The sequence below is a fragment of the Pseudomonas sp. RIT-PI-a genome, from assembly GCF_001187875.1.
Classification (GTDB): Bacteria; Pseudomonadota; Gammaproteobacteria; order Pseudomonadales; family Pseudomonadaceae; genus Aquipseudomonas; species Aquipseudomonas coleopterorum.
Map to the genome: position 1 here is coordinate 17966 of NZ_LGIR01000029.1, position 22349 is coordinate 40314.

Here is a 22349-nt window from a genome sequence, read left to right on the forward strand (position 1 = left end):
CGTGTTCGCCGGATTCTGTTAATATACGCGGCCTAATTACGTGCGGTACTCGACAATGGTGTCGGGTGGCGGCACGCAGCCTGAGGAAGTCACCATGAAAGCCGATATCCATCCAGTATACGAAGCCATCGACGCTACCTGCAGCTGCGGTAACGTCATCAAGACCCGTTCGACTCTGGCCAAGCCATTGAGCCTCGACGTCTGCTCCGAATGCCACCCGTTCTACACCGGCAAGCAGAAAACCCTGGACGTTGGCGGTCGTGTTGACCGTTTCAAGCAGCGTTTCGGCGGTTTCGGCGCCAAGAAAGCTTGATTGGTTTGCTCTCGCTGTTGAAGAAGGCGCCCCGAGTGGGCGCCTTTTTTGTGGGCGCCTTTTTTGTGGGCGTCTTCTGGCTGGGCGCCGCACAGGCGGAGGTCTACTGCCCGGCTCCGGGCGGGCTGAGCACCGCTCAGGTACGGCAGGTCATCGACGGCGATACCCTGCGCCTGCAGGATGGCCGCAGCGTTCGGCTGATTGGTGTCAATGCGCCGGAGATCGGTCGCAAGGGGCAGAGTGACGAGCCCTACGCGGTGGCCGCCCGGCGCCGGTTGCAGGCGTTGGTCGATGACAGCGACGGCTTAGTTGGCCTGCAGCTGGGTCGCGAAAGCAAGGATCGCTATGAGCGTACCCTGGCCAACGTCTATGGCCGCGGCGGCTTGAACTTCGAGGCGCAATTGCTGGCCGAGGGGCTGGCCTTGCAGGTTGCGGTGGCGCCCAACGTCGACCAGGTCGCGTGCCAGCAGAGTGCCGAACGTGCGGCGCGACAGGCCGGGCTGGGCATCTGGCGTCAGTCGCCGGCCATTGCTGCCGCGCAGGTGGAGCGCGCCGGTTTTGCCCTGCTCGGTGGGCGCGTCAGCAAGGTCGAGCGCAACCGCGCCGGGGCCTGGATCGAACTCGACGACTCGGTGGTGCTGCACGTCGCGCCCAAGGTGTTCGGGCTGTTCCCGGACGGCTGGCTCGATACCCTCGAAGGTCGCCAGGTCGAGGCGCGCGGCTGGGTGCTGGATCGCAGTCGGCGCGGCAATCAGGGCGCAGGACAGTTGCGCTGGATGCTGCCGGTCAGCGACCCCGCCATGGTGCAGATACAGCCCTGAGCCTGTCGACGGCGGCGAGGCATTGGTTGATCCGCAGGCCTTGAACAGGCCTTTCGCGGACCTGGCCATACCCGCCGAAAGTCGTAGGCCAGGGGCCTTGACGCAAGTGACTGGGTAGTCTTGTCGGGTGTAGGCATCTTGCGTATCCTCGCGGGTCTCGTCAGACCAACAGTAAAAGCGGAACGCCCCCATGTCAGATTTGAAAACTGCCGCTCTCGAGTACCATGCCCATCCACGCCCAGGCAAACTGAGCGTCGAACTCACCAAGCCCACTGCCACCGCCCGTGATCTGTCGCTGGCCTACAGCCCAGGCGTGGCCGAGCCCGTTCGCGAAATCGGTCGCGATCCCGAACTGGCCTACAAGTACACCGGCAAGGGCAACCTGGTAGCGGTCATCTCCGACGGCACCGCCATCCTGGGCCTGGGCAACCTCGGCCCACTGGCTTCCAAGCCGGTCATGGAAGGCAAGGGCGTTCTGTTCAAGCGTTTCGCCGGCATCGACGTCTTCGACATCGAAGTGGACTCGGAAAGCCCGCAGGCCTTCATCGACACCGTCAAGCGCATCTCGATCACCTTCGGTGGCATCAACCTGGAAGACATCAAGGCGCCCGAGTGCTTCGAGATCGAACGCGCCCTGATCGAACAGTGCGACATTCCCGTGTTCCACGATGACCAGCACGGTACCGCCATCGTCACCGCAGCCGGCATGATCAACGCCCTGGAAATCGCTGGCAAGACCTTGGAAGACGCCAAGATCGTCTGCCTCGGCGCTGGCGCTGCGGCCATCTCCTGCATGAAGTTGCTGGTGAGCATGGGCGCTCGCATCGAAAACATCTTCATGATCGACCGCACCGGCGTGATCCACGCCGGCCGCGACGACCTGAACCAGTACAAGGCAGTGTTCGCCCACACCACCGACAAGCGCACCCTGGCCGATGCCCTGCAGGGCGCCGACGTGTTCGTCGGTCTGTCGGGTCCGAACCTGTTGAGCGCCGAAGGCCTGAAGTCGATGGCGGCCAACCCGATCGTGTTCGCCTGCTCCAACCCCGATCCGGAAATCTCCCCGGAATTGGCGCACGCCACCCGTGACGACGTGATCATGGCCACCGGCCGTTCCGACTACCCGAACCAGGTCAACAACGTCCTGGGCTTCCCATTCATCTTCCGTGGTGCCCTGGACGTTCGCGCCAAGCGCATCAACGAAGAAATGAAGATCGCCGCTGCCAACGCGCTGCGCGAACTGGCCAAGCTGCCGGTCCCTCAGGAAGTCTGCGATGCCTACGGTGGCATCTCCCTGGAGTTCGGCCGCGAGTACATCATTCCCAAGCCAATGGACCCACGCCTGATCACCCTGATCTCCGACGCCGTGGCCAAGGCCGCGATCGAGACTGGTGTGGCCACCCTGCCGTACCCCAAGCACTACCCGCTCAAAAGCGTGGATGACGTGTTCAACGGTTGATCCCTTGAAAGCCTCATAAAAAAAGCCCCGGCTCGCGAGAGTCGGGGTTTTTTTTGGCCTGCTCTGTGTGTTCGCGGCCACTGGCCGCTCCTACGGGTGTACGCGATCCATGTAGGAGCGGCCAGTGGCCGCGAAGGGGTCGATGCGGTCCGGGATCAGAACAGATCGATCGGCGCCGATTCATCGGCCGGGAGTGGGCTGCCTGGTGCGCTGCCGCCGCCGAACTCGCTGTTGGAGGGCGGGGTGTCTTCGCTCTTGAACAGTTCGAAGTAGGCGCCGGGTGTGCCCGGGGCAGCCGCACGGCCGCTGATCGGGTCCACCCGCAGGCTCAGGATACCTTCGGGCTCGGGCTGCACGTGGGTAGGTTTGTCTTTCAGTGCGGCGCCCATGTAGGTCATCCAGATCGGCAGTGAAACGGTGCCGCCAAACTCGTGCCGGCCCAGGGTTTCGGGCTGGTCGAAGCCGGACCACACGGTGGTGATGTAGTCGGCGTTGTAGCCCGAGAACCAGGCATCCTTCGAATCGTTGGTGGTCCCCGTCTTGCCGGCCAGATCGGTTCGGCCCAGCGCCATGGCGCGGCGCCCGGTGCCCTTCTTGATCACGTCCTCGAGCATGCTGGTAAGGATGAACGCGGTGCGTCCGTCGATGACGCGCTCGGCGATCACCGGTGCCGGTGGCGCGCCTGGAGTCAGGGTCGCGTCGACGCCGATCGGTGCCGGTTCCGGCGCAGGCGTGCCTGGCGCGGGCTGAGGCGACGCGGCAGCGACTTCGTCAGCCGGTACGGTCGGCGGATTGGCGCGGAACAGGGTTTCACCGTTGCGGCTGTCGATCCGCTCGATCAGGTAGGGCGACACCTTGTAGCCGCCGTTGGCGAACACGCTCCAGCCAGTGGCGATTTCCATCGGCGTCAAAGTCGCGGTGCCCAGCGCCAGTGACAGGTTGCGCGGCAGGTCCTGCTTGTTGAAGCCGAACTTGCTGATGTAGTCGATGGTGCTGTCCACGCCCAGGCTCTGCAGAACCCGAATGGACACCAGGTTGCGCGACTTGTACAGCGCTTCGCGCAGGCGGATGGGGCCCAGGAAGGTGTTGGTGTCGTTCTTAGGTCGCCAGACCTTGTCCACCGATTCATCGACGAACACGATGGGCGCATCGTTGACCAGGCTGGCGGGCGTGTAGCCCTTGTCCAGCGCGGCACTGTAGATGAACGGCTTGAAGCTCGAACCTGGCTGGCGCTTGGCCTGCATGGCGCGGTTGTAGTTGCTCTGCTCGAACGAGAAGCCGCCGACCAGGGCGCGGATGGCACCGGTACGCGGGTCCAGCGAGACCAGCGCGCTCTGCACGGTCGGTACCTGGCTGAACTTCAAGGTGCCATCGTCTTGACGCTGCACGCGGATCAAGTCGCCGACCTGCGCGACGTCCGCAGGCTGTGTCGGCATGCGTCCGACGCTGTTGGTGTTCATGAACGGGCGCGCCCATTTCATGCTGTCCCAGGCGATCGATTCCTGCTTGTCGTCACGGGTGAGCACGACGATCCCGGTCTTGTCGACCTTGGTCACGATGGCCGGCTCCAGGCCGTTGAGCGGACGCTGGCGGGTCAGTTCGACCGCCCACTCGCGTGGCGTCTTGCCCGGCAGGCGCGCTTCGGGTCCACGGTAACCGTGGCGCTGATCATAGGCGATCAGCCCGGCACTGATGGCGTGGTTGGCGTCTTCCTGCAGGTTGCTGGGCACCGTGGTGGTGACGTTGAAACCCTGGGTGTAGGCGTCGCTGCCGTAGCGCCCGACCATCTCAGCGCGGGCCATCTCGGCGATCCACGGCGCGCTGACTTCCGGCGTGGGCACGTGGTAGCTGGCGTTGAGCGGCTCGTTGATGGCGGCGTTGTAGCTGGCTTCGTCGATCTTGCCCAGGCGGAACATGCGCCCCAGGATCCAGTCGCGACGCTCCTTGCTGCGCACCGGGTTGGCCAGCGGGTTGAAGCGCGACGGCGCCTTGGGCAGGCCGGCGATCATCGCCATCTGCGCCAGGCTGACGTCGCGAATCGACTTGCCGTAGTACACCTGTGCAGCGGCTTCGATACCGTAGGCCCGGTTGCCCAGGTAGATCTTGTTCACATACAACTCGAGAATCTCGTCCTTGGTAAGTTGGCGCTCGATTTGCAAGGCAAGAAGGATTTCAGTGATTTTGCGGGAAAAACTACGTTCGGACGTCAAGAAATAGTTCTTGGCGACCTGCATGGTGATGGTACTGCCGCCGGTCTGGATATGACCGCTGCGCACCAGCTGCGAGGCGGCGCGCATCAGGCTGCTGGGGTCGACGCCGTAATGGTTTTCGAAATTGTCGTCCTCGGCGGACAACAGGGCTTGGATGAAATGTGGCGGAATCTCGGCGAACTTGATCGGCGAGCGGCGCATCTCGCCGAACTCGGCGATCAGTTTTCCGTCGCTGCTGAACACCCGCAGGGGGATCTGCAGCTCTACGCTGCGCAGGGCGTCGACAGACGGCAGGCTGGGGCTAAGATACAGAAATGCCCCACTGAGCACGAGCAGCAGCCCGCAGAACACGGCGAGGAAAGACCACCAGAAAAACTTCAGCAGGCGTATCAAGGCTTTTGGATTTCCAGATAAAAGAATGGGTTAAGCGCAGCACGCGGTACGTGGAAAAAACGCTGGGCATTATAAGCATTTTTCGGCCCGGAGCGTCATTTGCGCTTCTGTCAAGACTGCTATTAAATGCCCCGTACGACAAAGGGTCCGTAAGTCGCGGATAGTAATAGGGAATCGGTTGTGCGTGGACTCTTCAGCAAGAAAGCACATTCGCTATTGGGTATCGATATCAGCTCCACATCGGTCAAACTGCTCGAGCTGAGCCGCACGGGCAACCGTTTCCGGGTCGAGTCGTATGCCGTGGAGCCGCTGCCAGCCAATGCCGTGGTCGAAAAGAACATCGCCGAGCTCGAGGGCGTGGGCCATGCCTTGAGCCGCGTGCTGGTCAAGGCGCGTACCGGCACGCGCATCGTGGCCGTGGCCGTGGCCGGTTCCGCAGTGATCACCAAGACCATCGAGATGGACGCCGGGCTGTCTGACGACGAACTGGAAACCCAGCTCAAGGTCGAGGCCGACCAGTACATTCCCTATCCGCTGGAAGAAGTCGCCATCGACTTCGAGGTGCAGGGCTATTCGGCGCGCAATCCGGAGCGGGTGGAAGTCCTGCTGGCCGCCTGTCGCAAGGAGAACGTCGAGGTGCGCGAGGCCGCCCTGGCCCTGGCCGGGCTGAGCGCCAAGGTGGTCGACGTCGAGGCGTATGCCCTGGAGCGCGCTTTCGGCCTGCTCACCGCGCAGCTGGCGGGGGGCAATCAGGCCCTGACCGTGGCCGTGGTGGACATCGGCGCGACCATGACCACCCTCAGCGTGCTGCACAACGGCCGCATCATCTATACCCGCGAGCAGCTGTTCGGCGGGCGTCAGCTGACCGAGGAAATCCAGCGCCGCTATGGCCTGTCCAACGAGGAAGCCGGCCTGGCCAAGAAGCAGGGCGGGCTGCCCGACGACTACGTGGCCGAAGTGCTGCAGCCGTTCAAGGACGCCGTGGTGCAGCAGGTGTCGCGCTCGCTGCAGTTCTTCTTCGCCGCTGGCCAGTTCAACGATGTCGACTACATCATGCTCGCCGGTGGTACTGCCTCCATTTCCGGTCTGGATCGGCTGATCCAGCAACGCCTGGGCACCCCGACCCTGGTGGCCAACCCGTTCGCCGACATGGCCCTGAGCAGCCGAGTCAATGCCGGCGCCCTGGCCAGTGACGCACCGGCCCTGATGATCGCCTGTGGCCTGGCGCTGAGGAGCTTCGACTAGATGGCAAGGATCAACCTGCTGCCGTGGCGCGAGCAGCTGCGTGAAGAGCGCAAGCGACACTTTCTGATGGCCATGGCCGGTGTAGTGGTAGGCGCCATCGCGATCATCTTTCTGGCAGACCGATTCATCGGCAATGCCATCGACATCCAGACGGCGCGCAATGCCCACCTGCAGTCCGAGATCGTCCTGCTCGACCAGCGCATCAAGTCGATCAGCGAGCTCAAGGCGCGGCGCAAGCAGTTGCTCGAGCGCATGAAGACCATCCAGGACCTGCAGGGCAACCGGCCGATCATCGGGCGCATCTTCGACCAGATGGCGCGCACGCTGCCTGACGGTGTGTACTTCACCGATGTGAAGATGACCGACAAGAACATCGCCATTGCCGGCGCTGCCGAAACCAACAATCGCGTGTCCGACCTGCTGCGCAACCTCGATGCCTCGCCCTGGCTGGAAGCCCCGACCCTCAACGAGGTCAAGGCCAACACCAGTGCCGACGTCAACGGCGCCAACAGTTTTCAGCTGACCGTGCGCCAGACGGCGCCGGTGCCGGCCGATGGGGATGACAAATGAACCCTTCGAGCTGGATGGACAGCCTGCGCAAGGTCGAGCTCAGCGAACTGGACCTCAACAACATCGGATCCTGGCCCAACGCCGTCAAGGTGATCGCCGGCGTGCTGCTGATGGCACTGATTCTGGGCCTGGGCTACAACTTTCACATTTCCGACCTTGAAGCGCAGTTGCAGCAGCAGGCCGACCAGGAGACTACGCTCAAGGAGCAGTTCTCCACCAAGGCTTTCCAGGCGGCGAACCTGGAGACCTATACCGAACAGATGAAAGAGATGGAAACCTCGTTCGGTGCCATGCTGCGACAATTGCCCAGCGACACAGAGGTTCCGGGCCTGCTCGAAGACATCACCCGCACCGGTCTGGGCTCGGGGCTGGAGTTCGAGGAAATAAAACTGTTGCCTGAAGTGACCCAGCAGTTTTATATCGAGCTGCCGATACAGATCAGCGTGACCGGCACCTACCATGACTTGGCCACTTTCGTCAGCGGTGTGGCCAGCCTGCCGCGGATCGTCACCCTTCACGATTTCGAAGTGAAGCCGGTGGATCCCAAGGCCAGCAACAGCCAACTGCGCATGAGCATCCTGGCCAAGACCTACCGTTACAATGACCAAGGCCTGCCTGGGACGAATGCGGTACCGGCACAGGGGCAAGCGAAATGAGGGCGGTTTTCGTGGCAGGTCTGGCGCTGTGCACGCTGGTGCTGGCCGGTTGTGGTGGCGGCGGCGATTTCGCCGACCTGGATGCATTCATGGCCGAGGTCAAGGCGCGGCCCAAGGGCAAGATCGAACCGATACCGCGCTTTGCGCCCTATCAGGCGTTCAGCTACGAGGCTGCGTCTCTGCGCAGCCCGTTCCAGCCACCGATCAAGATCGAACTGGTGAACAGGCAGAAGGGGTCCAGGCTCATCAAGCCGGACACGACGCGGGTCAAGCAATTCCTGGAGGGTTTCAACATCGAGGAATTCGAAATGGTCGGTACGCTGGGCAATGCCGGCGGACGCTACGCCCTGATGCGTGGTGCCGGTGGCGTGCATCGACTGAAGGTGGGCGATTACCTGGGTCGCAACGACGGGCGGATCATCGCCATCAGCGATGCCCAGGTCGATGTCATTGAAATCGTTCCCGATGGGGATGGTGGTTGGTTGGAGCGGCCTCGCACCATCCCGCTCAAAGAGCGCTCGTAAAGGGCTGGGTCAAGCATGTCTAGTGGAACTCGAAAATGAACAGGATTCTCTCAGCCTTCGGTATTTCGCTAGGGATAGCGATGCTTTCACCGATTGTCATGGCCGCGAACTTGAAGACGCTCGACGTTGCTTCCCTGCCCGGTGATCGTGTCGAACTCAAGCTCTCGTTCGACGGTCCGGTCACGGCACCGCGCGGCTACACCACCGAGCAACCGGCGCGCATTGCCCTCGACTTGCCCGGTGTGACCAGCCAACTGGGCGCGCGCAGCCGAGACCTGGGTGTGGGCAACGCTCGCAGCGTGGTCGTGGTCGAGGCCACCGACCGCACGCGGGTCATCGTCAACCTGACCAAGCTGGCGCCTTACAGCACCCGCGTGCAGGGCAACGACCTGTTCGTGCTGGTGGGCGAGGGCGCCGCTGCGCTGCAGGGCACGTCGCTGCCGGCCCCGACGTCCACGCCGACCACGCCCCGTCCCGCGTCGCGACCGGCAGCGGTACCTTCGCCGGCGCCAGCGACCTCGCGAGCGGCGGTACCGGCCGGGCGCGCCATTCGCAACGTCGATTTCCAGCGCGGCGAGCTGGGCGAAGGCAATGTGATCATCGATCTCAGTGACCCGACCATCAGCCCCGACATTCAAGAGCAGGGCGGCAAGATCCTCCTCAACTTCGCCCGCACGCAACTGCCCGAGGCGTTGCGTGTGCGCCTGGACGTCAAGGATTTCGCCACCCCGGTACAGTTCGTCAATTCCTCGGCCAGCGCCAATGGCGCGACCGTGTCCATCGAACCCAGCGGCACCTTCGACTACTCCTCGTACCAGACCGAAAACCGGCTGACCATCAGCGTGCGACCGCTGACCAACGAGGACGTGGCGCGGCGCAACGTCGAGCGCAACGTCTATACCGGCGAGAAGCTGTCGCTGAATTTCCAGGACATCGACGTGCGTTCGGTGCTGCAATTGATCGCCGACTTCACCAACCTCAACCTGGTGGCCAGCGACACCGTGCAGGGCGGCATCACCCTGCGCCTGCAGAACGTGCCATGGGACCAGGCGCTGGACCTGGTGCTCAAGACCAAGGGCCTGGACAAGCGCAAGGTCGGCAACGTGTTGCTGGTGGCGCCGGCCGACGAGATCGCTGCCCGCGAGCGCCAGGAACTGGAGTCGCAACGGCAGATCCAGGAACTCGCGCCGCTGCGCCGTGAGCTGATGCAGGTCAACTACGCCAAGGCTGCCGACATCGCCAAGCTGTTCCAGTCGGTAACCCGCGGTGAAAACGTCGAGACCGAGCGCGGCTCGATCACGGTCGACGAACGCACCAACAACATCATTGCCTACCAGACCCAGGACCGCCTCGACGAACTGCGCCGCATCGTCACCCAACTGGACATCCCCGTACGGCAGGTGATGATCGAAGCCCGCATCGTCGAGGCCAACGTCGGCTACGACAAGGCGCTGGGCGTGCGCTGGGGCGGCTCGACCAACCTGCGTGGCAAGCACAACTGGACTGCCTACGGCCTGGACAACAACGGCGACGAAGCCGGCAACACCGGCGCCGACGTAGGCAGCAACACGCCCTTCATCGATCTGGGCGCCGCCGATGCGACCTCCGGCATCGGCCTGGGCTTCGTGACCAACAACGTCCTGCTGGACCTCGAACTCAGCGCCATGGAGAGCACCGGCAACGGCGAGATCGTCTCGCAGCCCAAGGTGGTGACCTCCGACAAGGAAACCGCGAAGATCCTCAAGGGCACCGAGGTGCCGTACCAGGAGGCCAGCTCCAGCGGTGCCACCACGGTATCGTTCAAGGAGGCTTCGCTGTCGCTCGAAGTGACGCCGCAGATCACCCCGGACAGCCGCATCATCATGGAAGTGAAGGTCACCAAGGATGAGCCCGACTACCTGAACGCCGTACTGGGCGTGCCGCCCATCAGCAAGAACGAGGTCAACGCCAAGGTGCTGGTCAACGACGGCGAAACCATCGTCATTGGCGGGGTTTTCTCCAACACGCAAAGTAAAACCGTGGACAAGGTGCCCTTTTTGGGCGACGTGCCGTATGTTGGGCGCCTTTTCCGTCGGGATGTCGTGTCGGAAGCCAAATCCGAGCTGCTGGTATTCTTGACACCGCGTATCATGAATAACCAGGCGATTGCTGTGAGTCGTTGATTCTGTGCGAAATTTGATACTTGTTGGGCCAATGGGTGCAGGCAAGAGCACCATTGGCCGTCTGCTGGCCAAAGAGCTTCGGTTGCCGTTCAAGGATTCCGACAAGGAAATCGAGACCCGTACCGGGGCGAATATCCCGTGGATCTTCGACCAGGAAGGCGAGGTCGGCTTTCGCGATCGCGAGCAGGCCATGCTGGCCGAGCTGTGCGAATTCGACGGTCTGGTGCTGGCCACCGGCGGTGGCGCCGTCATGCGCGACGCCAATCGCCAGGCACTGCACGCCGGTGGGCGTGTGGTGTACCTGCACGCCTCGGTGGAGCAACAGGTGGGCCGCACGGCGCGTGATCGCAATCGGCCGCTATTGCGTACCGCCAATCCAGAGGCCACGCTGCGGGCCCTGCTGGCGGTGCGCGATCCGCTGTACCGCGAGATCGCCGGTCTGGTGGTGCAGACCGACGAGCGTCCGCCGCGCATGGTGGTGCTCGATATCCTCGAACGTCTGCAACGCCTGCCGCCGCGCTGAGGCGCGTGTAGCCGAGGGTGTTCGCAGCGCTTGCAGGGCCGTTTGGCGCTAACGTGATTTCATGGAAGCTGTTTTCAGAAAAACAAGAGTGGGGACAGATGCAGACACTCAAGGTTGACCTCGGCGAGCGCAGCTATCCGATCTACATCGGCGAAGGGTTGCTCGATCAAGCCTCATTGCTGGCCCCGCACATTGCCGGGCGAAAGGTGGCGGTCGTCTCCAACGCCACGGTGGCGCCGCTCTACCTGGATCGCCTGACCCAGACCCTGGGTGCCTACTCGGTGGTGCCCGTGGTGCTGCCAGACGGCGAAGCCTTCAAGAACTGGGAAACCCTGCAGACCATTTTCGATGCCATGCTCACCGCACGGCTGGATCGACGCGTCACGGTCATCGCCTTGGGCGGCGGCGTCATCGGTGACATGGCCGGGTTTGCCGCCGCCTGCTATCAGCGCGGCGTCGATTTCATTCAGGTGCCGACCACGCTGCTGTCCCAGGTCGACTCGTCGGTGGGCGGCAAGACCGGCATCAACCATCCGCTGGGCAAGAACATGGTCGGCGCGTTCTATCAGCCGCAGGCGGTCCTGATCGACACCACGACCCTGGCCACGCTGCCGCCGCGCGAGCTGTCGGCGGGTCTGGCCGAGGTGATCAAGTACGGTTTCATCTGCGACGAGCCGTTCCTGGGCTGGCTGGAAGAACACGTCGATGCCCTCAGGGCGCTCGACCAGGCCGCCCTCACGGTGGCCATCGCTCGCTCCTGCGAAGCCAAGGCCCGCGTGGTCGGGGCGGACGAACGCGAGTCGGGTGTGCGGGCCACACTGAACCTGGGGCATACTTTCGGCCACGCCATCGAAACCCATATGGGGTATGGTGTGTGGCTTCACGGCGAAGCCGTGGGGGCTGGTACGGTGATGGCGCTGGAGATGTCCATGCGCCTGGGCTGGATCACCCAGGCCGAGCGGGACCGCGGCATTCGTCTGCTGCAGCGCGCCGGTTTGCCGGTGGTGCCGCCAGCGGAAATGACGCCGGCCGATTTCCTCGAGCACATGGCGATCGACAAGAAAGTGCTGGATGGCAGTCTGCGCCTGGTGCTGCTGCGCAGCCTGGGCGAAGCGGTGATCACCGCCGACTACCCGCATGATGTGCTTCAGGCGACCCTGGAAGCGGATTACCGCGCCATCGTCGCCGGGCTGGAAGCCTGATTGTGATGGCGCTCGCCGCCCGCCCCGCTCCCACAGGTGTTGAGCCCGGCGTATTCCAGCAGGACGTGATGCCAGCAACCCATCAACGATTCACCTTTGTTCTACGAGAGTTCGATGACAAGTCTGCATGCCGATGAGGCCTTTCTCGGCCACTACCAATTGGATCATGACCCCTTCGCCGCAAGGGTGCCTGGCTTCAAATTCTTCCCGGCCCAACGCAAGCCGGTGCTGGGGCAATTGCACCATCTGGCGCGCTACAGCCAGCTGTTGCTGGTAGTCACCGGCCCGCACGGCAGTGGCAAGACGCTCCTGCGCCAGGCCCTGGTCGCCAGTACCAACAAGCAGTCGGTGCAAAGCATCGTGGTCTCGGCGCGCGGTGCCGGTGATGCCGCGAGCGTGCTGACCCAGGTCGCCCAGTCGCTCAACCTCAATACCCTGGAAGTGCCGGCCATGCTGGCGCAGATCGTCCAGCTGGGGCTCACCGGGCAGGAAGTCTACCTGCTGGTGGACGACGCGGAACAACTCGACGAATCCGCACTCGAAGCCCTGCTGGCGTTGGCGGCGGGCACTGCGGACGGGCGCCCTCACGTGTTCCTGTTCGGCGAGCCTTCCTTGATCGCGGGCCTGGAGCAGTTCAGCGCCGGGCAGGAATTGTTCCACGTGATCGAGCTGCAACCGTACAGCCTCGAGGAAACCCGCGAATACCTGGCGCTGCGTCTGGAAGGTGCCGGGAAGGGTATCCAGTTGCTCACCAATGACCAGATTGCCGACATTCACGAGAACTCGGATGGTTGGCCAGGGGCCATCAACCAGGTTGCTCGTGATACGTTGATCGAGGCCATGATCGCTAGCCGCTCGTCGGTGAAGCGTCCTGCTATGGGGTTTAAGATGCCTAAGAAACACGTATTGGCGATTTCCGCCGTTGTCGTCGTCGCGGTGGCCGCCGCCTGGCTGATACCCAGCCGCGATGGCAAGGCACCGAGCACCACCGAACAGGCTCAGTTGCCGATGGGTCAGGGGCAGCCAACTGCCGCCCAATCCAACAACGGCAATCCGTCGGTCGAATTCAATGGCAGCACCCAGTCGTTGCCGATGAACGGGCAACAGCCGGTCATGCGCGGTCCGCTGGCCGAATCCACCGGCATGGGCGATGGCGACGAAACCGGCGCTGCCGTGAACACTTCGCCACAGCCACCGACCGTCACCACCACCGCGCCACCTGCGGGCGTGCCTGCAGGTGCACCGGCTGCGGTTGCGCCCACGCCGACGCCTGCACCTGCACGTCAGGCGGCGCCGGTGGCGACCACCAAGCCTGCACCTGTCACCGCTGCCAAACCGGCGCCTGCGCCTGCACCGACCGTGGCCGCCAAGCCGGCTGCTGCCGCTGCTGCCAAGCCTGCTGCCGGTGGCAGCTGGTACGCCGGCCAGTCGCCGAGCAACTACGTCGTGCAGATCCTGGGAACCAGCAACGAAGGCGCTGCGCAGGCCTACGTCAAGGAGCAGGGTGGTGACTTCCGTTACTTCAAGAAAACCCTGCAAGGCAAGCCACTGTACGTGATCACCTACGGCAGCTTCGCGAGCCGCGATGCAGCGGTTGCCGCCATCAAGAACTTGCCAGCCAAGGTCCAGGCTGGTAAACCTTGGCCTCGCACTGTCGCCAGCGTCCAACAGGACCTCGCGACAGCTCGCTGATTGTCGGGCGGCACCTATCCCCGCCGCCCCACCCTCCGGCGTCATCTGAATCCCGAGCCTGCTACGCATTGTGTAGCAGGCTTCGCCGTCCCTGTCCCACCGTTTGTTGTCGAAGGCTCAAGCACGGGCCTTGTAGACATGCGGGCTTGCGCTGTCGAGCTGCGGGATTCAGAATCCAGTCTAGGTCGCTATCACAATAGCTCGCTGGAAAACGTTCACATTTGCGACAATTGAGTTATTGATTTCGTCGCTGAATTTGTGACCACCCGTTGCGCTGTGTACAATAACCTCCCTTTTGCCTCCGCAAAGCCGGCGTACGTTCGGCGCGCATGGTAACTAGTTGAATCGAAAAGAAATTGCCTCGAAAAGAGGCAGCCTGGTGAGAATGTGTCTATGAAAACAGGTCTGTATCGTCCGGATGAATTCAAGGATAACTGCGGTTTTGGCCTGATTGCCCATATGTCGGGCGAGCCCAGCCATAACCTGTTGCAAACGGCCATCGAGGCCCTGACCTGCATGACCCACCGCGGTGGGATCAACGCCGACGGCAAGACCGGCGACGGGTGCGGCTTGCTGATCCAGAAGCCCGACCTGTTCCTGCGTGCCATCGCCAAGGACCATTTCGGCAGCGAACTGCCCAAGCAGTACGCCGTGGGCATGGTCTTCTTCAACCAAGACCCGGTGCGCGCGCAAGCGGCCCGCGACAACATGAATCGCGAGATCGAAGCCGCCGGCCTGCAACTGATCGGCTGGCGCGACGTGCCGATCGATACCAGCGTGCTCGGCCGTCTGGCCCTGGAGCGCCTGCCCAAGATCCAGCAAGTGTTCGTCGGCGGTGAAGGCCTGAGCGATCAGCAGTTCGCGATCAAGCTGTTCAGCGCCCGTCGCCGTTCGTCCGTGGCCAACGCGGCCGACACCGACCATTACATCTGCAGCTTTTCGCACAAGACCATCATCTACAAAGGCCTGATGATGCCGGCCGACCTTACGGCCTTCTACCCGGACCTGTCCGACGAGCGTCTGCAAACCGCCATCTGCGTGTTCCACCAGCGCTTCTCGACCAATACCCTGCCGAAGTGGCCGTTGGCCCAGCCCTTCCGCTTTCTCGCCCACAACGGCGAGATCAACACCATCACCGGCAACCGCAACTGGGCTCTGGCCCGTCGCACCAAGTTCGCCAACGATCTGATCCCGGACCTGGAAGAGCTCGGCCCGCTGGTCAACCGCGTGGGTTCCGACTCCTCCAGCATGGACAACATGCTCGAACTGATGGTCACCGGTGGCATCGACCTGTTCCGTGGCGTGCGCATGCTGATTCCGCCGGCCTGGCAGAACGTCGAGACCATGGACCCCGACCTGCGGGCGTTCTATGAGTACAACTCGATGCACATGGAGCCGTGGGACGGTCCGGCCGGTGTGGTCATGACCGACGGCCGCCATGCCGTGTGCCTGCTCGACCGCAACGGCCTGCGCCCGGCGCGCTGGGTCACCACCAAGAATGGCTACATCACCCTGGCGTCGGAAATCGGCGTGTGGAACTACCAGCCCGAGGACGTGATTGCCAAGGGCCGTGTGGGCCCGGGCCAGATCCTGGCGGTCGATACCGAAACCGGCCAGGTCCTGCACACCGATGACATCGACAACCGCCTGAAGTCGCGCCACCCCTACAAGCAGTGGCTGCGCAAGAGCGCGCTGCGTATCCAGTCGACCATGGAAGACAACGACCACGGTTCGGCTTTCTACAGCAGCGACCAGCTCAAGCAGTACATGAAGATGTACCAGGTGACCTTCGAGGAGCGCGACCAGGTGCTGCGCCCGCTGGGCGAGCAGGGCCAGGAAGCCGTGGGCTCGATGGGCGACGACACGCCGATGGCCGTGCTGTCCCATCGGGTCCGTACGCCTTACGACTATTTCCGCCAGCAGTTCGCGCAGGTCACCAACCCGCCGATCGACCCGCTGCGCGAAGCGATCGTGATGTCGCTGGAAATCTGCCTGGGCGCCGAGCGCAACATTTTCCAGGAGTCCCCGGAGCACGCTTCGCGGGTGATCCTCAGTTCACCAGTCATTTCGCCCGCCAAGTGGCGCTCGCTGATGAACCTGGATCGGCCAGGCTTCGATCGCCAGGTCATCGAGCTGAACTACGATGAAGCCATGGGCCTCGAGGCCGCCGTGCGCAACATCGCCGATCAGGCCGAGGAAGCCGTGCGCGCCGGACGTACCCTGCTGGTACTCAGCGACCGCAACATCGCGCCGGGCAAGCTGCCGGTGCACGCGTCGCTGGCGACCGGTGCCGTGCACCATCGCCTGACCGAAAAGGGTCTGCGCTGCGACAGCAACATCCTCGTGGAAACCGCCACCGCCCGCGATCCGCACCACTTCGCGGTGCTGATCGGCTTCGGTGCTTCGGCGGTCTATCCGTTCCTGGCCTATGAAGTGCTGGGCGACCTGATCCGGACCGGTGAAGTGCTGGGCGACCTCTACGAGGTGTTCAAGAACTACCGCAAGGGCATCACCAAGGGCCTGCTCAAGATTCTGTCGAAGATGGGCATCTCCACCGTGGCCTCGTACCGCGGCGCCCAGCTGTTCGAGGCCATCGGCCTGTCCGAGGAAGTCTGCGAGCTGAGCTTCCGCGGCGTGCCGAGCCGGATCAAGGGTGCGCGTTTCGTCGACCTGGAAGCCGAACAGAAAGCGCTCGCTGCCGAAGCCTGGAGCACGCGCAAGCCGATCCAGCAAGGTGGCCTGTTGAAGTTCGTCTACGGCGGCGAGTACCACGCCTACAACCCCGACGTGGTCAACACCCTGCAAGCCGCCGTGCAGCAGGGCGACTACAGCAAGTTCAAGGAATACACCGCGATCGTCGACAACCGTCCGGTGTCGATGATCCGCGACCTGCTCAAGGTCAAGACCCTCGACCAGCCGCTGAGCATCGACCAGATCGAACCGCTGGAAGCGATTCTCAAGCGTTTCGATTCGGCCGGGATTTCCCTGGGTGCGCTGTCGCCCGAGGCTCACGAAGCGCTGGCCGAGGCGATGAACCGCCTGGGCGCGCGTTCCAACTCCGGTGAAGGCGGCGAAGACCCTTCGCGCTACGGCACCGTGCGCAGCTCGAAGATCAAGCAGATCGCCACTGGCCGGTTCGGCGTAACTCCCGAGTACCTGGTCAACGCCGAAGTGCTGCAGATCAAGGTGGCCCAGGGCGCTAAGCCCGGGGAGGGCGGTCAACTGCCCGGCGGCAAGGTCAACGGCCTGATTGCCAAGCTGCGTTATGCCGTACCTGGCGTGACCCTGATTTCGCCACCGCCGCACCACGACATCTACTCCATCGAGGACTTGTCGCAGCTGATCTTCGACCTCAAGCAGGTCAACCCGGCCGCGCTGGTGTCGGTGAAGCTGGTGGCCGAGGCGGGCGTGGGCACCATCGCCGCCGGTGTGGCCAAAGCCTATGCCGACCTGATCACCATTTCCGGTTACGACGGCGGCACCGGGGCCTCGCCCCTGAGCTCGATCAAGTACGCCGGCGCGCCGTGGGAACTAGGCCTGGCCGAAACTCACCAGACCCTGCGCGGCAACGACCTGCGCGGCAAGGTGCGGGTACAGACCGACGGCGGCCTGAAAACCGGCCTGGACGTGATCAAGGCGGCCATTCTGGGCGCCGAGAGCTTCGGCTTCGGTACCGCGCCGATGATCGCCCTGGGCTGCAAGTACCTGCGTATCTGCCACCTGAACAACTGCGCCACCGGCGTGGCCACGCAGAACGAGAAGCTGCGCAAGGACCACTACATCGGCACGGTCGACATGGTGATCAACTTCTTCACCTACGTGGCCGAAGAAACCCGCGAATGGCTGGCCAAGCTGGGCGTGCGCAGCCTGGGCGAGCTGATCGGGCGCACCGACCTGCTGGAAATGCTGCCCGGTGAAACCGCCAAGCAGCAGCATCTGGACCTGACCCCACTGCTGGGCAGCGACCAGATTCCGGCGGACAAGCCGCAGTTCTGCGAAGTGGATCGCAACCCGCCGTTCGACAAGGGCCTGCTGGCCGAGCAGATGGTGGAAATGGCCTTGCCGGCGATTCAGGGCAAGACCGGTGGCGATTTCGAGATGAACATCTGCAACTGCGACCGTTCGATCGGTGCGCGCATCTCCGGCGAGATCGCCAAGTTGCACGGCAACCAGGGCATGAACGCCAACCCGCTGACCTTCCGCTTCAAGGGCACTGCAGGTCAGAGCTTCGGCGTGTGGAACGCCGGTGGCCTGAACATGTACCTGGAAGGCGATGCCAACGATTACGTCGGCAAGGGCATGACCGCTGGCAAGCTGGTGATCGTGCCGCCCAAGGGCAGCCCGTTCAAGACCCAGGACAGCGCCATCATCGGCAACACCTGCCTGTACGGCGCCACGGGCGGCAAGCTGTTCGCCGCCGGCACTGCAGGTGAGCGTTTCGCAGTGCGCAACTCCGGTGCCCATACGGTCGTTGAAGGCACGGGCGATCACTGCTGCGAATACATGACTGGCGGTTTCGTCTGCGTGCTCGGCAAGACCGGCTACAACTTCGGCTCGGGCATGACCGGCGGTTTCGCCTACGTGCTCGATCAGGACAACAGCTTCGTCGACCGGGTCAACCACGAGCTGGTGGAAATCCAGCGCATCAGTGGCGAAGCCATGGAAGCCTACCGTACTCACCTGGAACGCGTGCTGGCCGAATACGTCGCCGAAACCGACAGCGAATGGGGCCGCAACCTTTGGGAAAACCTGGACGACTACCTGCGTCGCTTCTGGTTGGTCAAGCCCAAGGCCGCCAACCTGAAATCGCTGCTGTCCAGCACCCGTGCCAACCCGCAGTGATATGCGCCTGAAGAGTTTGATGAGGTTTTAACAATGGCTGAACGTCTGAGTAATGACTTCCAGTTCATCGAGGTCGGGCGCAAAGATCCGAAGAAGAAACTGTTGCGTCAACGCAAGAAAGAGTTCGTGGAAATCTACGAGCCCTTCAAACCCGCGCAGTCGGCCGACCAGGCCCACCGCTGCCTGGGCTGTGGCAACCCGTACTGCGAATGGAAGTGCCCGGTGCACAACTTCATTCCCAACTGGTTGAAGCTGGTCGCCGAGGGCAACATCCTCGCGGCCGCCGAGCTGTCGCACCAGACCAACACCCTGCCCGAAGTGTGCGGCCGGGTGTGCCCGCAGGATCGTCTGTGCGAGGGTGCCTGCACCCTCAACGACGGTTTTGGCGCAGTGACCATCGGTTCGGTGGAGAAGTACATCACCGACACCGCGTTCGCCATGGGCTGGCGTCCGGACATGTCCAAGGTCAAGCCGACCGGCAAACGCGTCGCCATCATCGGCGCCGGCCCGGCCGGGCTGGGTTGCGCCGATGTGCTGGTGCGCGGTGGCGTGACCCCGGTGGTGTTCGACAAGAACCCGGAAATCGGCGGCCTGCTGACCTTCGGCATTCCCGAGTTCAAGCTGGAAAAGAGCGTGTTGAGCAATCGCCGCGAAGTCTTCACCGGCATGGGCATCGAGTTCCGCCTGAACACCGAGGTGGGCAAGGACATCAGCGTCGAGCAGTTGCTGGAAGAGTACGATGCCGTGTTCATGGGCATGGGCACCTACACCTACATGAAGGGCGGCTTCCCCGGTGAAGACCTGCCTGGCGTGCACGACGCGCTGGATTTCCTGATCGCCAACGTCAACCGCAACCTGGGCTTCGAAAAGTCGCCGGAAGATTTCGTCGACATGAAGGGCAAGAAGGTCGTGGTGCTGGGCGGTGGCGACACGGCGATGGACTGCAATCGCACGTCGATTCGCCAGGGCGCCAAGGCGGTGACCTGCGCCTATCGTCGCGACGAGGCGAACATGCCGGGCTCGCGCAAAGAGGTGAAGAACGCCAAGGAAGAAGGGGTGAAATTCCTCTACAACCGTCAGCCGATCGCCATCGTGGGTGAAGACAAGGTCGAAGGCGTGAAGGTGGTCGAGACCCGTCTCGGCGAGCCCGATGCCCGTGGCCGGCGCAGCCCCGAGCCGATTCCGGGTTCCGAGGAGATCATCCCGGCCGATGCCGTGGTGATCGCTTTCGGCTTCCGCCCAAGCCCTGCGGCCTGGTTCCAGGACCACAGCATCCAGACCGACAGCCAGGGCCGAGTGGTGGCACCGGAACAGGGTCAGTTCAAGCATCAGACCAGCAACCCGAAGATCTTCGCCGGCGGCGACATGGTGCGCGGCTCTGACTTGGTGGTCACCGCTATCTTCGAAGGCCGCAACGCCGCCGAAGGGATCCTGGATTACCTGGAAGTCTGATACACCTCACCCCCCCCTTTGTGGGAGCGGGGCGGGCGGCGAGCCACTCTGCCCGCGAAAGGGCCACTGCAGTACTTCAGGTACACCGCGGTGGCTTCTTCGCGGGCAGAGTGGCTCGCCGCCCGCCCCGCTCCCACAAGGTTGCTGCGGTATTTCAGGTGCACCGCGGTGGATTCTTCGCGGGCAGAGCCCGCTCCCACAGATGCTCTTCCCCCAGGTTTACTGCCACAGATGCTCTTCCACCGGTTTTCTGCCTGAGGTTTTCTCCTATCGGTTTTGTGTCAGCGCAGCTCAGGCGCGCATGACCGTATGGATATCCGCTGCCAGCTCGCGCACGCGGGCTTCTTCGGTGTCCCATGAGCACATGAAACGGGCGCCGCCGCTGCCGATGAAGGTGTAGAAGCGCCAGCCCTTGGCGCGCAAAGCTTCCAAGGCCGGTTCCGGCATCTGCAGGAACACGCCGTTGGCCTCCACCGGAAACATCAACTCCACCCCCGGTATACCCTCGACCAGCGCCTTGAGCAGCTGGGCACAATGGTTAGCGTGCCCCGCATGCTTGAGCCAGGCATCGTTCTCCAGCAAGCCCACCCAGGGCGCCGACAGGAAGCGCATCTTCGAGGCCAGTTGGCCCGCCTGCTTGCAGCGATAATCGAAATCTTCGGCCAGATCATGATTGAAGAACAGGATCGCCTCGCCCACCGCCATGCCATTCTTGGTGCCACCGAAGCACAGTACATCCACGCCCGCCTTCCACGTCAGTTCGGCTGGCGAGCAGCCCAGAAACGCGCAGGCGTTGGCAAAGCGCGCGCCGTCCATGTGCAGGTTCAGGCCGAGCTCCTTGCAGGTGGCGCTGATGGCCCTGAGCTCTTCGGGACGGTACACGCTGCCCACTTCGGTGGCCTGGGTCAGGGTGACCACACGCGGCTTGGGGTAGTGAATGTCCTGGCGCTTGAGCGCCACTTCGCGAATGGCCTGTGGGGTCAGCTTGCCCATTTCCGTGCGCGCGGTGAGCAATTTGGAGCCATTGGAGAAGAACTCGGGGGCACCGCATTCGTCGGTCTCGACGTGAGCGGTTTCCGAACAGATGACGCTGTGGTAGCTCTGGCACAACGACGACAGGGCCAGGGAGTTGGCTGCAGTGCCGTTGAAGGCGAAGAAGACTTCACAGTCGGTTTCGAACAGGCGGCGGAATTCATCGGCGGCGCGTGCGGTCCACTGGTCGTCGCCATAGGCGCGCTGATGGCCCTGATTGGCCTGTTCCATGGCCGCCCAGGCCTCGGAGCAGATGCCCGAATAGTTGTCGCTGGCGAACTGTTGGGTTTGGTCGTTCATGGGCGGTCCTTGGTGTTAGTTATGGGAAGCACTGTAAACCAACTGTGAGAGATGTGTCGTCTCAGCGGGCCTCTTCACCTGTGGGAGCGGGCTCAGCCCGCGAAGAGGCCGGCATGAGCAACCCACAAACTTGAGGCTATCCACAGATGACCCGCAACCGCTCACTGGACCTGCTTAAATGGTTGGCCATGCTGTGCATGGTGCTCGACCATCTGCGCTATGTCGGCTGGTCGCTGGACTTCCTCTATGTACCGGGTCGCCTGGCGTTCCCCTGGTTCTGCCTGGCCATCGCCGCCAACCTGATGCGCCGTCCGGACGCCCCCCTGGGTGGCCGCTACCTGGCGTGGTTGCTGATCTTCGCTGCGCTTTCGGAAATCCCTTACCGCCTGTTCGTCTATCCCGCCGACACCCTCAACGTCCTGCCGACCCTGGCCCTGGGTCTGGTGGCCGCCAAGGCCTGGCAGCAACGGCGACAACCGGCCATGGCCGCGCTCGGCTGTGCGGTACTCGTCGCTGCTATTGTCTTCGACCACCACTTGATGTTCGGCCTGGCCGGCGTGCTGCTGCCGCTGGGCTTCGTGCTCGCCTGGCAGCGCCCGCAGTACTGGGCACTGCCATTGGGCGTGCTGTGCCTGGCCGCCAACGCCTGGAGCAACCTGTTCGAATCGGCACGCCACCTCTACTGGCCGGCCATCGGCGGCATCGTCGCCTGCCTGCTGGCACCGGGGCTGGGTCTGCTTGTGCTGCGTACCGATGTGCGCCATGCCGTTGTCCCCATGCGCCGCTGGGCCTACGCCATCTACCCCCTGCATTTTCTTGCCCTGCTGGGCCTTCGCCTGCTGTTGCGCGCGCTCTGACGCTGGCCTGATCGCGCCATGTCGTAAACGAACCTCTGCAAGGCGCGCGCAGGCATTTGGTCGGATCGCGCCGGCCCTACCATCGCTCTCAAAGGG

The 22349-nt window shown here is 63.3% G+C and carries 16 protein-coding genes; 14 read left to right on the plus strand and 2 right to left on the minus strand.

Annotated features, from left to right (window positions below; all coding sequences use genetic code 11):
• Window positions 1-94 precede the first annotated feature (94 nt).
• From rpmE to AC788_RS17090, 3 genes are all read left to right on the plus strand, one after another.
• Entirely contained in the window at window positions 95-313 is a 219-nt protein-coding gene (rpmE, locus tag AC788_RS17080) for a 50S ribosomal protein L31 (RefSeq protein ID WP_043193699.1), read from the plus strand.
• Between the two features lie 35 nt (window positions 314-348).
• On the plus strand, window positions 349-1134 hold the full coding sequence (locus tag AC788_RS17085) for a thermonuclease family protein (protein WP_442965548.1): 786 nt from the start codon (window positions 349-351) through the stop codon (window positions 1132-1134).
• Window positions 1135-1324: 190 nt separating this feature from the next.
• Complete coding sequence (locus AC788_RS17090) at window positions 1325-2593, plus strand: malic enzyme-like NAD(P)-binding protein (protein ID WP_049861763.1); 1269 nt, start codon at window positions 1325-1327, stop codon at window positions 2591-2593.
• 155 nt (window positions 2594-2748) lie between these two features.
• On the opposite strand, the gene AC788_RS17095 is transcribed toward AC788_RS17090, so the two are convergent.
• The gene (locus tag AC788_RS17095) at window positions 2749-5196 is read right to left on the minus strand and encodes a penicillin-binding protein 1A (RefSeq protein WP_049861764.1); all 2448 of its coding nucleotides are present in this window, start codon (window positions 5194-5196) and stop codon (window positions 2749-2751) included.
• 180 nt (window positions 5197-5376) lie between these two features.
• Here AC788_RS17095 and AC788_RS17100 point away from each other — a divergent pair, with 180 nt between their 5' ends.
• The 10 genes from AC788_RS17100 to AC788_RS17145 all read left to right on the plus strand — a co-directional run bounded on the left by AC788_RS17100 (window position 5377) and on the right by AC788_RS17145 (window position 20064).
• The gene (locus AC788_RS17100; protein ID WP_049861765.1) at window positions 5377-6441 is read left to right on the plus strand and encodes a pilus assembly protein PilM; all 1065 of its coding nucleotides are present in this window, start codon (window positions 5377-5379) and stop codon (window positions 6439-6441) included.
• Complete coding sequence (locus tag AC788_RS17105) at window positions 6442-7011, plus strand: PilN domain-containing protein (protein ID WP_049861766.1); 570 nt, start codon at window positions 6442-6444, stop codon at window positions 7009-7011.
• Window positions 7008-7667: a type 4a pilus biogenesis protein PilO gene (pilO, locus tag AC788_RS17110; RefSeq protein ID WP_049861767.1), complete on the plus strand. Its 660-nt coding sequence runs from the start codon at window positions 7008-7010 to the stop codon at window positions 7665-7667. Before AC788_RS17105 ends, pilO begins: the two co-directional genes overlap by 4 nt.
• Window positions 7664-8191 (plus strand): pilus assembly protein PilP, encoded by a 528-nt coding sequence (locus tag AC788_RS17115; RefSeq protein ID WP_049861768.1) that lies wholly within the window; start codon window positions 7664-7666, stop codon window positions 8189-8191. The genes pilO and AC788_RS17115 overlap by 4 nt, the downstream gene beginning before the upstream one ends.
• Window positions 8192-8226: 35 nt before the next feature.
• Window positions 8227-10353 carry a type IV pilus secretin PilQ gene (gene pilQ, locus AC788_RS17120; protein ID WP_049861769.1) on the plus strand — a complete coding sequence of 709 codons (2127 nt, stop codon included), beginning with the start codon at window positions 8227-8229 and terminating at the stop codon, window positions 10351-10353.
• Between the two features lie 4 nt (window positions 10354-10357).
• Entirely contained in the window at window positions 10358-10876 is a 519-nt protein-coding gene (gene aroK, locus AC788_RS17125; protein ID WP_049861770.1) for a shikimate kinase AroK, read from the plus strand.
• 98 nt (window positions 10877-10974) lie between these two features.
• Window positions 10975-12078 carry a 3-dehydroquinate synthase gene (gene aroB, locus AC788_RS17130; RefSeq protein WP_049861771.1) on the plus strand — a complete coding sequence of 368 codons (1104 nt, stop codon included), beginning with the start codon at window positions 10975-10977 and terminating at the stop codon, window positions 12076-12078.
• 114 nt (window positions 12079-12192) lie between these two features.
• Entirely contained in the window at window positions 12193-13770 is a 1578-nt protein-coding gene (locus AC788_RS17135) for an SPOR domain-containing protein (protein WP_049861788.1), read from the plus strand.
• A gap of 393 nt (window positions 13771-14163) precedes the next feature.
• A complete protein-coding gene (gene gltB / locus AC788_RS17140) occupies window positions 14164-18612 on the plus strand; it encodes a glutamate synthase large subunit (protein WP_049861772.1) in 4449 nt (1482 codons plus the stop codon).
• 33 nt (window positions 18613-18645) lie between these two features.
• Window positions 18646-20064, plus strand: a complete 1419-nt coding sequence (locus AC788_RS17145) for an FAD-dependent oxidoreductase (protein WP_049861773.1) — start codon at window positions 18646-18648, stop codon at window positions 20062-20064.
• A 291-nt stretch (window positions 20065-20355) separates the two neighbouring features.
• On the opposite strand, the gene AC788_RS17150 is transcribed toward AC788_RS17145, so the two are convergent.
• Entirely contained in the window at window positions 20356-21396 is a 1041-nt protein-coding gene (locus tag AC788_RS17150; protein WP_049861774.1) for a threonine aldolase family protein, read from the minus strand.
• 146 nt (window positions 21397-21542) lie between these two features.
• Here AC788_RS17150 and AC788_RS17155 point away from each other — a divergent pair, with 146 nt between their 5' ends.
• Window positions 21543-22253 carry a TraX family protein gene (locus AC788_RS17155; RefSeq protein ID WP_152965761.1) on the plus strand — a complete coding sequence of 237 codons (711 nt, stop codon included), beginning with the start codon at window positions 21543-21545 and terminating at the stop codon, window positions 22251-22253.
• Window positions 22254-22349: the final 96 nt, after the last annotated feature.

Bases quoted from the DNA above. Each gene is read 5' to 3' on its own strand.
- pilO (WP_049861767.1), top strand. From the start codon at position 7,008: ATGAACCCTTCGAGCTGGATGGACAGCCTGCGCAAGGTCGAGCTCAGC.
- AC788_RS17105 (WP_049861766.1), top strand. From the start codon at position 6,442: ATGGCAAGGATCAACCTGCTGCCGTGGCGCGAGCAGCTGCGTGAAGAG.
- AC788_RS17115 (WP_049861768.1), top strand. From the start codon at position 7,664: ATGAGGGCGGTTTTCGTGGCAGGTCTGGCGCTGTGCACGCTGGTGCTG.
- AC788_RS17155 (WP_152965761.1), top strand. From the start codon at position 21,543: ATGACCCGCAACCGCTCACTGGACCTGCTTAAATGGTTGGCCATGCTG.
- AC788_RS17150 (WP_049861774.1), bottom strand. From the start codon at position 21,396: ATGAACGACCAAACCCAACAGTTCGCCAGCGACAACTATTCGGGCATC.
- pilQ (WP_049861769.1), top strand. From the start codon at position 8,227: ATGAACAGGATTCTCTCAGCCTTCGGTATTTCGCTAGGGATAGCGATG.
- AC788_RS17135 (WP_049861788.1), top strand. From the start codon at position 12,193: ATGACAAGTCTGCATGCCGATGAGGCCTTTCTCGGCCACTACCAATTG.
- AC788_RS17090 (WP_049861763.1), top strand. From the start codon at position 1,325: ATGTCAGATTTGAAAACTGCCGCTCTCGAGTACCATGCCCATCCACGC.
- rpmE (WP_043193699.1), top strand. From the start codon at position 95: ATGAAAGCCGATATCCATCCAGTATACGAAGCCATCGACGCTACCTGC.
- gltB (WP_049861772.1), top strand. From the start codon at position 14,164: ATGAAAACAGGTCTGTATCGTCCGGATGAATTCAAGGATAACTGCGGT.
- AC788_RS17145 (WP_049861773.1), top strand. From the start codon at position 18,646: ATGGCTGAACGTCTGAGTAATGACTTCCAGTTCATCGAGGTCGGGCGC.
- aroB (WP_049861771.1), top strand. From the start codon at position 10,975: ATGCAGACACTCAAGGTTGACCTCGGCGAGCGCAGCTATCCGATCTAC.